Consider the following 14,252-nt stretch of genomic DNA (forward strand, 5'->3'; position numbering starts at 1 on the left):
GAGAGCAGGATGGAGCGCATGACAGCGAAGACACTCACCGTCATCGGGGCTCCCTCGAGCGCCGGAAGCTACGCGGCCGGCCAGGAGCAGGCGCCGCGCGTGCTGCGCGAGCACGGGCTCCTTGAGCGGTTGCGCGCGCGCGGCATCGCCGTACTGGACAGCGGGGACGGCCCGCTGCAGGTGTGGACGCCCGACCGCGCGCATCCACTGGCCCAGAATGTCGGGCAGGTGGCGGAGTCGGTCCTCGCCGTCTCGGAGGCGACGAAGCGCGCGCTCGCCCAGACGGACGCGGTGCTCGTGCTCGGCGGGAACTGCCTGGTCACCCTCGGCGTGATGCGGGCACTCACGGAGCACGACCCTGCACCCGGCCTGCTCTACGCCGACCGCCACTCCGACCTCAACACCCCGGCCACCACCACGGACGGCGCGCTCGACTGGATGGGCGTCGCGCACCTGCTCGGCGTCGAAGGCGCGACGTCGGAACTGCTGGATGCGCTCGGCCGATCTCCGCTCCTCGCGCCGTCCTCGCTGCACCTCTTCGGCATCGACCCGGACGCAGCGACCCCCGGCGAGCGCCGCATCCGGGATGGGCTCGGGCTGACGATGACCACCGCCGATCAGCTCCGCGACGATCCAGCGGCGGCCGCACGCGCCGCCGTCTCGACACTCCCAGACGGCCCGCTCGCCGTGCACCTCGACGTGGACCTGCTCGACTTCACCGACGCGCCTATCGCCGAGGACACCGGCGGCCGCAACACCGGCCCGACCCTCGCCGAGGCAATGGATGCGCTCCGCGTCGCCACGCACGACCCCCGCTTCCGCGCCCTCTCGGTCGGAGAGCTCAACCCCACCCGTGCCGCTGGCGACCCTGCCGCGATCGACCGGTTCGCCGACGCGTTGGCCGGGCTGTTCTGAGCCAGGGCTGTTCCGAGCCCGATCCCGAGCCCGATCCGTTCCGAGCCCTTCTGAGCTAGCTCGCCTTCTCCGCCTGCTCCAGGCTCGTCGAGATGCGCAGGTAGGACTTGGTGATGTGGTCGAGCATCGCGTTCTCTGCGGCGACGGCGTCCCCGGCGCGCAGCGCCTCGAGCACAGCTTCGTGCTCGCCGGAGGTCTCGTCGACCACGCCGTGCTTGAAGTAGATGCGGTACTGGTGCATGTGCGAGCGCAACCGCGCGATGGCGTCGGAGAGCAGCGCGTTGCCGGAGTGCTCGGCGATGATGCGGTGGAAGGCCGCATCCTGGTCGGCGAAGTCCTTGTAGTCGCGGAACCGGTCGTCGCCGCTCTGCGCCGCCTGGCCGCTGGCGTGCATCGCATCGCAGAGCTCTTCGAGCTCGACCAGCGTCTCCGGCGTGAGCTCGCCGACCGCGTTGCGGGTGGCGTACGGCTCCATCAGGCGGCGCATCTCGAAGAGCTGGCGCAGGCCCTCGCTGTCGAGCAGGGGCGCGGCGGTGTAGCCCTTGAGCGCCTGCTTGACCACCAGGCCCTCCGACTCGAGCCTGGCGAGCGCCTCGCGCACCGGAGTGGGCGAGACGTTGAGCTGGCGGGCGATGCCGTCGATGCTGGCCCGGCTTCCCGGCTCGATGACCTGGTCCATGAGCAGTCCGAGAACCGCGTCGTACACGTCGTCGGCGAGCGCCCTCCTCGCGGGGAGGAAGTGCGCGCCAGGTGCTGGTTCGGTGGTCATGCAGACATCGTAGGGGTTCGTCGGAGCGAAAGAGAGGATAGAGGATGCAGGATTCTCACGGCAGCAGCCCCGCCTCCGCGAGTTCCGCCCAGAGCGCGTCCGGCACGGGAACGGCCGCGAGCCCGGCGTTGCGGGTGATCTGGTCGGCCGAGTCAGCACCGAGCACGACGGTGGCGACGGCCGGGTGACGCAGCGGGAACTGCACGGCCAGCTGGGGCACGGTCACGCCGTACGGAGCCGCGATGTCCGCGATCCTCGAGGCGCGCTCGACCAGCGCATCCGGTGCCGTGCCGTAGTTGTACGTCGCTCCCTGGATCGGCCGGTCGGTCGCGAGGATGCCCGAGTTGAACACCGCTGCGACCGCCACGGACACGCCGCGCTCTGCGGCGGCGGGAAGCAGGTCGTGCTCGGCCGCCTGGTCGAGCAGCGTGTACCTGCCGGCGCACATCACGATGTCGAGGTCGGTCTCCCGCACGAACCTGGTGAGCATCGCCGACTGGTTCATTCCCGCGCCGTACGACCGGATGACACCCTGCGACCGCAGCTCGTCGAGCGCGGGGAACGCCCCATCGAGCGCCTCACGTTCGTGCTCGTCTGGATCGTGGACGAACACCACGTCGATGCGGTCGAGGCCGAGCCTGGTCAGCGAGTCCTCGATCGAGCGGAGGACGCCGTCGCGCGAGTAGTCCATCCGCCGCCGCGTGGTCGACGGCACGGCGAACAGGTTGCCGATGTCGGTGTCCCCGTCGCGGTAGTCGGGGTTGGGTTCGAGCACGCGGCCGACCTTGGTCGACAGCACGAACGCATCCCGGTCGTACTGCTGCAGCCCGAGGCCGAGGCGCTGCTCCGCCAGGCCGAGACCGTAGTGCGGGGCCGTGTCGAAGTACCGGATGCCCGCCTCCCACGCCGCGGGCACGATTCCGGGCCAGACGTCGGCGGCGAGCGGGCGGTAGAGGTTACCGAGGGCGGCGACGCCGTAGCCGATCGGTCCGACTGTCAGTCCGCTGCGGCCGTATGCACGGGATGCGGTGAGGGTGTTCACGATGTCCATTCTGCTCAGCCGACCCTCAGGTCGTCGATGGCGTCGAAGTCCCATTCGATGCCGAGGCCGGGCGTGGTCGGGGCGACGCCGGCGCCGTCGCTCACGATCATCTCGCTGCGCGTCACGGCGCGGAGCTGCGGGATGTGCTCCAGGTAGAGCGCGTTCGGGATGGCGCAGCACAGCGAGACGTGCAGCTCCATCAGGAAGTGAGGCGCCACGGACACGTTGAACGCCTCCGCCAGGTGCGCCACCTTCAGCCACGGCGTGATGCCGCCGACCCGCGCCACATCCACCTGCACGATCGAGGCTGCGCCTGCCTGCAGATACTCGCGGAAGTGCCCGACGGAGTAGATCGACTCCCCCACCGCGACCGGCAGGCTGGTGGCCTCCGCGAGCCGGCGATGCCCTGCGACATCCTCTGCCGGCAGCGGCTCCTCGAACCAGAAGATGTCCAGCTTCTCGAACAGGGCGGCGCGCCGGATCGCCTCCGCCGCCGTCATGGACTGGTTGGCGTCGACCATGATGTCCATGCCAGGCCCGACAGCATCCCGAACGGCGGCGAGCCTGTCGAAGTCCTCGTGCCCGCGCGGCTTGCCGACCTTGATCTTCACGCCGTTCATCCCCAGCGCCTTCGACTCCATGGCCTGCGCGACCAGCTCTTCCGTCGTGAAGTGCAGCCAGCCGCCCTCCGTGTCGTACAACGGGATGCTCGGCCGCGCACCGCCTGCCGCCACCCACAGCGGCAGACCGGCGGCCTTGCAGCGCGCGTCCCACACCGCCGTGTCCACCGCCGCGAGCGCGAGCGACGTGATGAGCCCGACCGTGGTGGCGCGGGTCGACGAGAAGAGCGCACGCCACACGGCCTCCGGACGGTTCGCGTCCATCCCGAGCAGCACATCCAGCAGGCCGGTGCGCAGCAGGCTGAGCACCGCGCCGCCACCGGTGCCGATCGTGTAGCTGTAGCCGACGCCCTCCACGCCCCCCGCGGTCCGGATGCGCACGAAGATCGTCTCCTGCTTCACGAACGACTGCACAGCATCCGTGCGGACGGTCTCCACTTCGAGATCGCTCAGCCACGCCTCGGCGAAGACGATGGTGCCGTCCACGGCGATGCGGTCGATGGGCGGTGCGAGGGTCATCTGATCTGCTTTCCTGGATTGTAGGTCGGGTCGGCTGCGCGTCTGCGTTTCCGCGCGGGTCACCGGCCGCCGAAGCCGCCGAGGGCGACGCCCTTGATGAGCTGGCGCTGCAGCACGGCCACGATGACGAGCGACGGGATGATCGCGAGAGTCGACGCGGCCATCATCAGACTCCACTGGGTGCCGTGCTCCCCGGTGAACATCGAGAGGCCGAGCGGGACGGTCGCGAGCTCCTGGCTGTTGATGATGATCAGCGGCCAGAGGTACGAGTTGTAGTAGCCGACGAAAGAGAACACCCCGAGCACGGACAGCGGGGCCGTGAGCTGCGGGAGCAGCACCGACCACAGGGTCCTGAACCGGGATGCGCCGTCGATCAGCGCCGCCTCCTCGAACTCGATCGGGATGGTCAGGAAGAACTGCCGCAGCAGGAACGTGCCGAACGCTGTGAAGGCGAACGGGATGATCAGCGCCGTGTACGTGTCGACCAGACCGAGCTGGTTCATCATGATGAACAGCGGCACGACCAGCACTTCCTGCGGGAGAACGAGCGTCAGCACGTAGAGCAGGAAGATGCGGTCGCGGTACTTGAACCGAAGCCGGGAGAACGCGTACGCGGACAGCACGGCGACGATCACCGACAGCAGCGCGCCCATGATCGCGACGAAGAAGCCGTTGAAGATGAAGCGCCCGAACGGCACCAGGGTCCACGCGTCCACGAAGTTCGACCACTTGACCTCGGAGCCGATGAACGACGGCTTCGCCGAGAACACCTCGGACTCCGGCTTGAGAGCCGAGAAGAACATCCAGATGAACGGGAAGGTGAACACCAGTGCCACGATCGCCATCACCAGGGTGTTGAGCCAGGTCTTGGTGGCTGTGACCTTCTGGGCGCGGCGCATCCTGGGCTTGCGCCGGGTCACGGTGTCGCGTGCGAGCGTCTCACTTGTCATAGTTCACCCACTTCTTCTGCCCGGCGAACTGCAGGGCGGTGATGAGCATCACGACGATGAACAGGATCCAGGCGAGCGCCGATGCGTAGCCGAGCCTGTCGAACACGAAGCCGTTGCGGTACAGGTAGAGCACGAACGTGTTCGTCGACTCGCCAGGGCCGCCCTGGGTCAGGATCTGCGGCTGCACGAACACCTGGAACGCGCCGATCATGGTCATCGTCATGGTGAAGAACAGCGAGGGCGAGATCATCGGAAGGATGATCGACCGCAACCGCTGCCAGGCGCTGGTGCCGTCCATCCTGGACGCCTCGAGGATCTCCTTGGGGATGCTGCCGAGACCGGCGGAGAGCACGATCACGTTGTAGCCGAACGACTGCCACACCGACATCGCGATCACCGAGAACAGGGCGAACGACGCATCGGACAGCCAGCTGGGGCCCTGGATGCCGACGGACGCGAGAGCCGAGTTCACCAGGCCGTTGTCGCTGAGCAGCAGTCGCCACACCAGAGCGTTTGCGACCATCGGCGTGATGGCCGGGAGGAAGAAGATCACCCTCCAGAAGCCGGAGAACTTGATCCTCGTGTTCAGCCACAGCGAGACAGCCAGCGCGAGCACCAGGTTGAGCGCTGTGTAGACGAACGCGAAGATCACCGTGTTGATCAGGACCGTGTAGAACGTCGGGTCGGAGAACAGTTTCTGGTAGTTGGCGAAGCCGACGAAGGTCGGGGTGCCGAACAGCGGCCACTCGAACAGGCTGATGACCAGCGAGCCGAGCAGCGGGACCAGGATGAAGAAGGTGAATCCGGCAAGCCCCGGCCACAGGTAGGCGAGCGCGACGAGACCGTCGCCCTTGCGCTTCTTGTTCGCGCGAGGCGGGGTGGGGTGCGGGACCCCGAAGGGCCTCGTTTCGGGCGCGGCGGACGCCGCCGTCTCCTTCGAGACGACGGCGCCCGTGATCAGCGGGGAAGCCATGCGGCTACTGCCCCACCGAGTTCTGGATCGTGTTCATCACGTCCTTTGCCGTCTTGTCACCGCGGTACCCTTCGACGCCGTACTGGGTGAACAGGGTCTCCACCTGATTCCAGGTGGGGGTGGTGAGCTGCGCCGTTGCGTTGCCGAGCAGTGCCTGCACGGCCGCGGCCGCCTCAGGCGTCTTGCCCTCCGCCCACGCCGACTGGGCGTCTGCACGGGAGGGCACGATGCCGCGCTTCTCCGCCTGGCCCTTGAGCACGCTGGTGTCCGTCATCGCCTGGATGGCCTTGAACGCGCCGTCCGGGTCCTTGCAGTTCTTCGCGATGCCGAAGCCGGAGCCCGCCGTCATACCGTGCGCCTTGCCGGAGGTGGACGGGACGATCGTCACGCCCATCTGGAACTTGGCGGCGCTGGCGAAGGTGCCGTACATCCACGGCCCCTCGATCAGCATGTCGGCCGTGCCGCCGGTGAACGCCGCCTGGGCGACGTCGGAGCCGTCCGCCGCGTTCGGCGCCGCTGCGATGCCCTCCTTGTTGACCAGGTCGAAGTACGACTGCACCTGGTCGACCAGCTTGGAGTTGGTCAGGTCGAGCTTGCCGTTCTTGACCGCCTCAGCGCCGTCGGCGATGGCCCAGGCGTTCGGGATGAAGAAGCCGGGCTCGATGGCGAGCGCCTTGTGGTCGGCCGTGGTGAGCTTCTTCGCGTCGGAGAGGAACTGCTCACGCGTGTACGTGGTGCTCGGGAGCTCCAGACCGGCCTTCTTGAACGCATCCACGTTGTAGTAGAGGACGATCGGTTCTGCGTCGTACGGGATGGCGCGGATGGTGCCGTCGACCGTCATGCCCTTGAGCATGGACGAGTCGAACGCCGAGGTGTCGAGCTTGTACTTCTTGATCAGGTCGTTCAGCGGCATGAGCAGCCCGCCGAGTTCTTGTGCACGCGCGGCCTGCGTGGTGAGCAGGCAGGGCGGGTTGGAGCCGCTGAGACGGGTCTTGACCTTCGTCCAGTAGTCGTTGAAGCTCGGTCCGTCGATGGTCACGTCGAGCTTCGGGTCGACCTTCTTGCCGAGGTCGATGAAGCCCTGCCACTGGTCGCGGTCGCTTTGACTGCTCACCCAGGTGTACATCGAGATGGGGCCACCGGATGCGTTCCCGCCTCCGCCGCCCGCGCATCCCGCGAGTGCGGTGAGCGCTCCTGCCAGTACGATTGCGGTTCCGATCCTGCTCGCCGCGCGCTTGCTTCGTGGTGTCACTTGCTGTGCCTCCTCCATTGGATTCATCAAAATGTGATCGCCTACTGAGCCTGCTGTTTCGCGGAGGTGCCCTCCCGGGCTCCAGATCCACGATCCTATAGGGTCTTTGATATAGGTTATGGGGAGCATAAGCGGATGCGCCCCGGCAGGTCAAGTAGTCGACCGGGTCTGCCTTCAGGCGAAGTCGATCGCGATCACGTCGACGACGGCCCCGGATGCGCTCGGCGCCGGGATCAGGAGCTCGCCGAGCGGCTCCACATCCCGCGACGCCTGCTCGTGCACCTCGTAATTGACCTCGTACGGCAGCTGCTCGCCCGTCGCTAGCAACCGGATGCCCGTCACCCTGCCGACAGGGATGCCGCGCACGATCACCTGCTCGATCGGCCGCATCACCAGGTGCAGATAGATCGTGCCTGGACGCGCGGTCGACGGACCGTAGTAGTCGACCCCGACGGTCGGCGAGACGCCGACGACGCTCTCGGCGTGAGCATCCATCCAGCCGCCGATCTCGTCCAGCGTCTGCACCTGCGACTCATTGAGGCTGCCGTCGCCCTTCGGGCCGATGTTGAGAAGCAGGTTGCCTCCGCGGCTCGCCACCTCGATCAGAGTGGTCACCAGCGACGTGGTCGACTTGCTCTTGGTGTCGCCAGGGCGCCAGGCCCACATCTGACCGATCGTGAGGCAGAGCTCCCACGGCCCGGTCGGCGCCGTGACGGGGAAGCCCTGCTCCGGCGTCTTGTAGTCGCCCTGGCCGAGCAGGCGGTCGTTGATGACCACATCCGGCTGCAGGGATTTGATGAGCGCGCGCAGGCCCGCACTGTCCCACTCGGGCTCTGAGCGCTCCCACTCGCCGTCGAACCAGAGCAGGTCGATGGTGCCGTAGTTCGTCAGCAGCTCGGTGAGCTGGCCGCGCAGGTAGTCCTGGTAGCGCGCCCAGGCCTCCGGGGACGGGCGGCGGTGCTTGTCGTCGGCGACCGGTGTGCCCGCGTTCGCCGGGTCTCCCGCCGCCGGCCAGTGCTCGAGCGGGTACGGCCGGTCGCTGTCCTGGAAGGCGGGGTAGTCCGGGTGGTTCCAGTCCGGGAGGCTGTAGTAGATGCCCACCCGGATGCCCTCGGCGCGGATCGCGTCGACGAACTCGCGGGTGATGTCGCGGCCGAACGGCGAGTGCTCGATGCCGAAGTCGGAGTGCTCGGTGTGGAACATCGAGTACCCGGCGTGGTGCCGGGCGGTGAACACGACATAGCGCGCACCTGCGCGCTTGGCGAGGCGGGCGAGGGCGACCGCATCCCATTCGACGGGATTGAAGGTGGGCGCCGTCGACTGGTACTGCTCGACGCTGACGGTGTCCTCCACCGCGTCTGAGCCGGGGATGATGGACCGGCCGACGAGCGGCCAGGAGATCTCGATGCCTTGCTGGCTGGCGTGATCCCAGTGCACGAACAGACCGAATCCTGCGCCGATGAACCACTCCCCTCCCGGGAGCTGGAAGTCGTTCGGACGCACGAAGGAGTCGGGTAGAGCGGTGAGGGTCGAATCCACGGGGAGAACTCTCCTTTGAGTAGGGATGCTATTGCCTATAGGATATGGAATCGGGATGCGTCCCACAATCCATTCAGCGAAGAAGGAGAATCTCAGCGTGGCAATGTTCACTGACGACCCCGTCCGCCCCGAGAACTACCAGCGGTTCGAGCGCGATCTCCCGTCCTGGTTCAGCGACGCGAAGCTCGGCATCTTCGTGCACTGGGGTCCGTACTCCGTTCCTGCCTGGGCAGAGCCGATCGGCGAGCTCGGCACTATCGAGAAGCAGTACTGGTTCGCACACAATCCTTACGCAGAGTGGTACTACAACACCATCCGCATCGAGGACAGCCCGGCGGCCCAGCACCAACGCGACGCGTACGGGGGCGCCCCGTACGACGACTTCATCGACGCCTGGCACCCGGACGAGTTCGATCCTGATGCGTTCATCGCCCTGGTGAAGAGCACGGGTGCCGGCTATTTCGTGCCGACCACCAAGCACCACGACGGCGTCACGCTCTGGGACGCTCCTGGCACCGACGGGCGCAACACGGTGGCCCGCGGCCCGAAGCGCGACCTGATCGGCGCATTCGAGAAGGCCACCAGGGATGCCGGCCTCCGCTTCGGCGTGTACTACTCCGGCGGACTCGACTGGCACTTCTCCCAGCTCCCCCCGATCACCGACGATGGCCAGGAGTTCGGCCGTCCCGTCGACGCCGCCTACGCGGAGTACGCATACAAGCACGTCGAGGACCTGATCGAGCGATACTCGCCCGACGTGCTCTGGGGCGACATCGAGTGGCCGGACGCGGGCAAGCCGTCCGGCCCGTTCTCGATGGAGAACCTGTTCGAGAAGTTCTACGCTGCGACCCCGGACGGGGTCGCCAACGACCGCTGGGGCACGACGCACTGGGACTTCCGCACCAGCGAGTACCAGCAGGGCCTCAGCGTGGAGGGAGAAGGCGGCTGGGAGAACTGCCGCGGCATCGGATACTCCTTCGGCCACAACACCCTCGAAGACGAGACACACCTGCTGAGCGGGCCGGATGCGGTGAAGACGTTCGTCGACATCGTGTCGCGCGGCGGCAACCTGCTGCTCAACGTCGGCCTCACCGCCAGCGGCATCGTGCCTGAGCTGCAGCGCAGGACGCTGGAGCACCTGGCGGCGTGGAACGCGGTCAACGGAGAGGCGGTGTTCGGGTCCTCGACCCTGGATGCGGCGATCGCCGGGCCGTCCGCAGGGGATCAGGGCGCAGAGCCGTGGGTGCGCTGGACGCGCAGCGGGGACGTCGCGAACGCGTTCGTGGACGCGACGGGAGCTGTCTCGCTCTCCGGCGTCTCCTCCGCGGTCGACGCGGCGTCTGCGCGCCTCGCTGACGGAACGCCGATCGCCGTGACGCGCGACGGAGACACCATCACGGTGTCTCTGCCCGAGCCCGCCGTCGCCGGCCCCACCCTCATCCGCTTCGCCCTGGCGGCCTGAGCATGACCGTCGACGCCCACCTGCACCTCTGGGATCTGGATCGGGTCGCGTACCCCTGGCTGACCGATGCGCTCGCACCGATCAACCGCACGTTCGCCCTCTCGGAGATCGAACCGCAGCTGCGTCAGGAGGGCGTCGACGGCGCCGTGCTCGTCCAGGCGGCGAACTCGCTGGAGGACTCGGAGGCGATGTTCGCCGTCGCGGCCTCGTCCTCTCTCATCGCCGGCGTCGTGGCCTGGGTCGACCTGCTCGACCCGGCCACGGCGGCCGCCCAGCTCGACGCATGGTCGGCGCATCCCGGATTCGTGGGGGTGCGCCACCTCATCCACGACGAGCCGGACGCCGACTGGCTGGCACGGGATGCGGTCCAGCATTCTCTCGCGCTCCTCGCCGACAGGGATCTCGCGTTCGACGTGATCGGCGTGCTTCCCCGCCACCTGAAGCACGCGCTCTCGCTCGCCGAATCGCTGCCCGGGCTCCGGCTCGTGATCGACCACCTGGGCGCACCGCCCGTCGGAGCAGGCGACCAGGGAGCCGAGCCGTGGGCGTCCCTGATCACCCGGCTCGCCGCGCATCCGAGTGTCTTCGTCAAGCTCTCCGGGCTCACCACGCTCGGCGCCGCCGGGCGGGCGACCGCCGACGACCTGCGGCCGTACGTCGAGCACGTGCTCGACGCGTTCGGTCCGGGCAGGGTGCTGTTCGGCGGCGACTGGCCGGTCTCCACCCTCGCCGGACCGTACGCGGAGACGTTGCGCGTCTCCCGCGAACTCGTCGCCGGTCTGAGCGCCGACGAGAGAGCCGACGTTTTCGGACGTGCGGCAGACAGGGCGTACCACCTAAGCTGAGCCCCATGGATTTCGGGGGGCTCATCCTCGTCGTGCTGGGGGCAGCAGCGGCGATCGCATATCTGACGTTCGTGGTGGTCGCCTTCGTGCAGATCGTCCGCGACCGCTCGTTGGCCTGGCAGGCGCAGGCGATCTGGCTGGTCACCATCCTGATGCTGCCGCTCGGCGGCACCATCGCGTGGTTCGCTGTGGGGCACCGCACCAAGGAGTTCGAGCGGATGCTGGTGCGCTGAGCGATGCGAGAATGGGCGCATGCCCATCCTGAACAAGGACATGCAGGTCTGCATGTCGCTCGCCGCCCGGCCGAGCAACATCGGCACCCGGTTCCACAACTACCTCTATGACGAACTCGGCCTGAACTTCATCTATAAGGCGTTCACCACGACCGACCTCGAGGGTGCTGTGCGCGGCATCCGGGCTCTCGGCATCCGCGGCTGCTCGGTGTCGATGCCGTTCAAGGAGGCGATCATCCCGCTGGTCGACGTGATGGAACCGTCTGCACTCGCGATCGAGTCGGTGAACACCGTGGTCAACGACGACGGCGTGCTGACCGCATCCAACACCGACTACGAGGCCGTGGCCGCGCTGCTCGCCGAACACAGGGTGGACCCTGCGCAGCGCGTCCTGCTGCGCGGCTCCGGGGGCATGGCGAAGGCGGTCGTCGCCGCCTTCCGCGGCGCCGGGTTCGACGACCTCACCATCGTCGCCCGCAACGAGACGGCCGGAGCGTCGCTCGCGGAGAAATACGGATACACCTGGGTGGCCGCCGACCCGGAGCCCGGCTTCGACGTGATCGTCAACGTCACCCCGCTCGGGATGCGCGGGGAGAGCGAGCACGTGACGGCGTTCGCCGAGGAGCACATCGCCGCGGCATCCACGGTGTTCGATGTGGTGGCGTTCCCGTCGGAGACGCCGCTGATCGTGGCGGCCCGCGCGGCAGGAGCCGCCGTCATCACCGGCGCCGAGGTGATCGCCCTGCAGGCTGCTCGCCAGTTCGAGCGGTACACGGGCGTCGCGCTCACCGCCGACCAGGTGGCGCGGGCATCGGAGTTCTCCCGCGCCGAATGAACGTCGCCTGGACGGCACGACCGGAGTAACGTGTGCCGCACGTGACCGAAGGGAAACCAGATGGGCGTCGGCAGTGGGATCTTCTTGGTGGTGGTCGGCGCGATCCTCGCGTTCGCGCTGAACGTGCAGGTGTCGTGGATCGACGTGGCGCTCGTGGGCTACATCCTGATGGGCGCCGGCGTGGTGGTGTTCGTGCTGTCGTTGATCTTCATGCTGCGCAGGCGCAGGACGACGACCGTGAGCCGCGGCGGCATCGACCCGGCGACCGGTGAGCGCGTCCAGGAGAAGCGCACGCGCTCCGACGACTTCTGACGCCGTCCGAATCCGACCATTCTCTTTGTGGCGTGGATGGTCTAGGCCGATTCCCGCACCACGACATGCGAACTGTTGGCAGCCTCCCGAAGCGGGTCCAGTCCGATCGCCACGTTCGCGTCACGCTCTGGTGAGGAACGCGAGTTCGACGATCCAGCGGGTCTTCTTCGGCTCCGTCCGAGGGTCCGTCAGGTAGATCTCGCAGCGCGACGCGAAGGCTTCGCCATCCGGGCGTGGCTGTGTATCCAGTTGGAGGTCGTGCTCGCGGATCCAACTGTGCAGGAGTTTGTTCGCCGCCATTGATCTCGCGCGATACGCCAGCACGGCATAGTTGCCGGCGGGGATGACGCCGGCCTGGACCCGCTCGTCCGTGGCGTCGGACTCTCCCGCCACGCCGACCTCGATCTGCATCAGATCGGCCATGTTCACCACGTGGAGACGAAGGAAGAAGGGCCCCGCCGGTTCGACACCGTGTTCATCGAGCCAGCCGATCAGTTCTGCGAGTAAACGGTCTCGATTGGAGAGCATCGTCCGGAAAGGGACGGTCTCGCGGATGCCGAGGGTCGCGACGGCCGGGCGGAAGCTCAACTCCGGTCCGCTCACGATGTCCAGCTCACCTGCGCTCACGCGAACATCCTCGCACGCACGTCAGGCCCGGCGATGGATCTCATGGCGTCGAGTGTGCGGCGTCGCTCCAGAGCCAGCGAAGACCGTCGGGCAAGAGCACACCGCCGTTACGCCGACCAGTGGAGGGAGTCCACCGGACGCAGGGAGATTGTCGAGGACGGTTCCGCCCCTCACGTCGCCCTCCGGGTCGAGGTACCACCAGCCGTCATCGAAGAACATGACGGCGCTCTCGACCGACGCCGAGTGCCCAGAGGGACGATGGGATCGTCACCGCCATCAGCTCAGACGCACCGACGACGCCATCGACACGGTCGACTCGCGGGCGACAGTGGTGAACGGCACCTCGATGACCCGCGGGGGTCGCTTGGTCGCGGCGCGGTCCCCGATGCGCTCGATGAGCGCCGTGACCGCACGGTCGGCGATGTCGGCGCGACCCGGGTCGATGGTGCTCAGGCTCGGCATGGCGAACTGCCCGTCGACGAGGTTGTCGAAGCCGATCACCGCGACATCCTCCGGCACGCGGATGTTCTCCTGATGCAGGATGCGCAGAGCGCCGAGAGCGAGTTCGTCGTTCAGGGCGAAGATCGCGTCGAACGACGTGCCCGAGGACAGCAGTTCCTGTGTGGCGGCGGCACCGTCCGCCCGGTGCCAGCCCTCGCGGAAGACGACGAGCTCGTCGCCGGTGTCCACCCCGAAGTCCGTGAGGGCGCGCCGATAGCCCTCCAGCCGCAGAGACGCCGACCCCACCAGCTCCCCCCGATGCGCACCCAACACGGCGATCCGGCGTCGTCCCGAGTTCAGCAGGTGCGCGGTGGCCGCGTACCCGCCGTTCACGTTCTGCATGAGGACGTGATCGGTCGGTCCTTCGAAGATGCGCTCACCGAGCAGCACCAGCGGATAGTCCACGTTCAGGTACTCCGCGTCGTCGTTCGACATGCCGAGCGGGGAGAACAGCAGACCGTCGAGCATGGACAGCCGCGAGCCGCGCAGGAGCTCGAGCTCGACGTCCCGATCACCGCCGGTCTGCTCGATCAGCGTGACGAAGCCGAGCTTCCTCGATGCCTCGAGCACGGCGTCCGCCAGCTCGGCGAAATAGCTGAAGCTCAACGATGGGACGGCGAGCCCGATCACGCCCGTGCGTCCCGCGCGCAGGTTCCGCGCGGCGAGATTCGGCTGATAGCCGAGCTCTTGGATGGCGGACAGCACCCTCTCCCGCGTCGACGCCTTGACGAATTCGTAGCCGTTCACGACGTTGGAGGCGGTCTTCACGGAGACCCCGGCCGCAGCGGCCACATCCTTCAGTGTCGCGACCACGCGGCGCCTCCTTCGACGGATTTACAACGTTGCTAGCTTCGCACA

15 protein-coding genes are annotated in these 14,252 nt (G+C 67.7%); 6 read left to right on the forward strand and 9 right to left on the reverse strand.

Annotated features, from left to right (window positions below; all coding sequences use genetic code 11):
• Positions 1-18 precede the first annotated feature (18 nt).
• Entirely contained in the window at positions 19-915 is an 897-nt protein-coding gene (locus ASE16_RS15345; RefSeq protein ID WP_162255982.1) for an arginase family protein, read from the forward strand.
• Between the two features lie 55 nt (positions 916-970).
• Here the strand turns inward: ASE16_RS15345 and ASE16_RS15350 are convergent, their stop codons facing one another.
• The 7 genes from ASE16_RS15350 to ASE16_RS15380 all read right to left on the reverse strand — a co-directional run bounded on the left by ASE16_RS15350 (position 971) and on the right by ASE16_RS15380 (position 8,579).
• Complete coding sequence (locus ASE16_RS15350) at positions 971-1,684, reverse strand: GntR family transcriptional regulator (RefSeq protein ID WP_055896970.1); 714 nt, start codon at positions 1,682-1,684, stop codon at positions 971-973.
• Between the two features lie 55 nt (positions 1,685-1,739).
• Positions 1,740-2,726, reverse strand: a complete 987-nt coding sequence (locus ASE16_RS15355; RefSeq protein WP_235500531.1) for an aldo/keto reductase — start codon at positions 2,724-2,726, stop codon at positions 1,740-1,742.
• Between the two features lie 14 nt (positions 2,727-2,740).
• Positions 2,741-3,865 (reverse strand): mandelate racemase/muconate lactonizing enzyme family protein, encoded by a 1,125-nt coding sequence (locus ASE16_RS15360; RefSeq protein ID WP_055896974.1) that lies wholly within the window; start codon positions 3,863-3,865, stop codon positions 2,741-2,743.
• A 59-nt stretch (positions 3,866-3,924) separates the two neighbouring features.
• Entirely contained in the window at positions 3,925-4,815 is an 891-nt protein-coding gene (locus ASE16_RS15365) for a carbohydrate ABC transporter permease (RefSeq protein WP_055896976.1), read from the reverse strand.
• Entirely contained in the window at positions 4,805-5,788 is a 984-nt protein-coding gene (locus ASE16_RS15370; RefSeq protein ID WP_055896977.1) for a carbohydrate ABC transporter permease, read from the reverse strand. The genes ASE16_RS15365 and ASE16_RS15370 overlap by 11 nt, the downstream gene beginning before the upstream one ends.
• A 4-nt stretch (positions 5,789-5,792) precedes the next feature.
• On the reverse strand, positions 5,793-7,040 hold the full coding sequence (locus ASE16_RS15375) for an ABC transporter substrate-binding protein (RefSeq protein ID WP_235500532.1): 1,248 nt from the start codon (positions 7,038-7,040) through the stop codon (positions 5,793-5,795).
• A gap of 174 nt (positions 7,041-7,214) precedes the next feature.
• Positions 7,215-8,579, reverse strand: a complete 1,365-nt coding sequence (locus ASE16_RS15380; protein WP_055896981.1) for an alpha-L-fucosidase — start codon at positions 8,577-8,579, stop codon at positions 7,215-7,217.
• A gap of 103 nt (positions 8,580-8,682) precedes the next feature.
• Here ASE16_RS15380 and ASE16_RS15385 point away from each other — a divergent pair, with 103 nt between their 5' ends.
• The 5 genes from ASE16_RS15385 to ASE16_RS15405 are packed head-to-tail and all read left to right on the forward strand — an operon-like array spanning position 8,683 to position 12,266.
• The gene (locus ASE16_RS15385; protein WP_235500650.1) at positions 8,683-10,041 is read left to right on the forward strand and encodes an alpha-L-fucosidase; all 1,359 of its coding nucleotides are present in this window, start codon (positions 8,683-8,685) and stop codon (positions 10,039-10,041) included.
• Positions 10,042-10,043: 2 nt separating this feature from the next.
• Complete coding sequence (locus ASE16_RS15390; protein WP_055896987.1) at positions 10,044-10,886, forward strand: amidohydrolase family protein; 843 nt, start codon at positions 10,044-10,046, stop codon at positions 10,884-10,886.
• Positions 10,887-10,891: 5 nt separating this feature from the next.
• Entirely contained in the window at positions 10,892-11,119 is a 228-nt protein-coding gene (locus ASE16_RS15395) for a PLDc N-terminal domain-containing protein (RefSeq protein WP_055896992.1), read from the forward strand.
• Positions 11,120-11,138: 19 nt separating this feature from the next.
• Positions 11,139-11,954, forward strand: coding sequence for a shikimate 5-dehydrogenase (locus ASE16_RS15400; protein ID WP_055896994.1), 816 nt, complete (start codon positions 11,139-11,141; stop codon positions 11,952-11,954).
• A 60-nt stretch (positions 11,955-12,014) separates the two neighbouring features.
• Positions 12,015-12,266 carry a DUF6458 family protein gene (locus ASE16_RS15405; RefSeq protein ID WP_055896997.1) on the forward strand — a complete coding sequence of 84 codons (252 nt, stop codon included), beginning with the start codon at positions 12,015-12,017 and terminating at the stop codon, positions 12,264-12,266.
• Positions 12,267-12,386: 120 nt separating this feature from the next.
• Here the strand turns inward: ASE16_RS15405 and ASE16_RS15410 are convergent, their stop codons facing one another.
• Both ASE16_RS15410 and ASE16_RS15415 read right to left on the reverse strand, forming a co-directional pair.
• Positions 12,387-12,893: a GyrI-like domain-containing protein gene (locus tag ASE16_RS15410; RefSeq protein ID WP_055897000.1), complete on the reverse strand. Its 507-nt coding sequence runs from the start codon at positions 12,891-12,893 to the stop codon at positions 12,387-12,389.
• A 276-nt stretch (positions 12,894-13,169) separates the two neighbouring features.
• Positions 13,170-14,207, reverse strand: a complete 1,038-nt coding sequence (locus ASE16_RS15415; RefSeq protein WP_055897004.1) for a LacI family DNA-binding transcriptional regulator — start codon at positions 14,205-14,207, stop codon at positions 13,170-13,172.
• Positions 14,208-14,252 lie beyond the last annotated feature (45 nt).

The sequence above is a fragment of the Leifsonia sp. Root227 genome, assembly GCF_001428745.1.
GTDB lineage: Bacteria > Actinomycetota > Actinomycetes > Actinomycetales > Microbacteriaceae > Leifsonia.

Excerpts from the sequence above, each read along its gene's own strand:
- ASE16_RS15345 (WP_162255982.1), top strand. The coding sequence starts at position 19 with ATGACAGCGAAGACACTCACCGTCATCGGGGCTCCCTCGAGCGCCGGA.
- ASE16_RS15350 (WP_055896970.1), bottom strand. The coding sequence starts at position 1,684 with ATGACCACCGAACCAGCACCTGGCGCGCACTTCCTCCCCGCGAGGAGG.
- ASE16_RS15360 (WP_055896974.1), bottom strand. The coding sequence starts at position 3,865 with ATGACCCTCGCACCGCCCATCGACCGCATCGCCGTGGACGGCACCATC.
- ASE16_RS15365 (WP_055896976.1), bottom strand. The coding sequence starts at position 4,815 with ATGACAAGTGAGACGCTCGCACGCGACACCGTGACCCGGCGCAAGCCC.
- ASE16_RS15370 (WP_055896977.1), bottom strand. The coding sequence starts at position 5,788 with ATGGCTTCCCCGCTGATCACGGGCGCCGTCGTCTCGAAGGAGACGGCG.
- ASE16_RS15385 (WP_235500650.1), top strand. The coding sequence starts at position 8,683 with ATGTTCACTGACGACCCCGTCCGCCCCGAGAACTACCAGCGGTTCGAG.
- ASE16_RS15390 (WP_055896987.1), top strand. The coding sequence starts at position 10,044 with ATGACCGTCGACGCCCACCTGCACCTCTGGGATCTGGATCGGGTCGCG.
- ASE16_RS15395 (WP_055896992.1), top strand. The coding sequence starts at position 10,892 with ATGGATTTCGGGGGGCTCATCCTCGTCGTGCTGGGGGCAGCAGCGGCG.
- ASE16_RS15400 (WP_055896994.1), top strand. The coding sequence starts at position 11,139 with ATGCCCATCCTGAACAAGGACATGCAGGTCTGCATGTCGCTCGCCGCC.
- ASE16_RS15405 (WP_055896997.1), top strand. The coding sequence starts at position 12,015 with ATGGGCGTCGGCAGTGGGATCTTCTTGGTGGTGGTCGGCGCGATCCTC.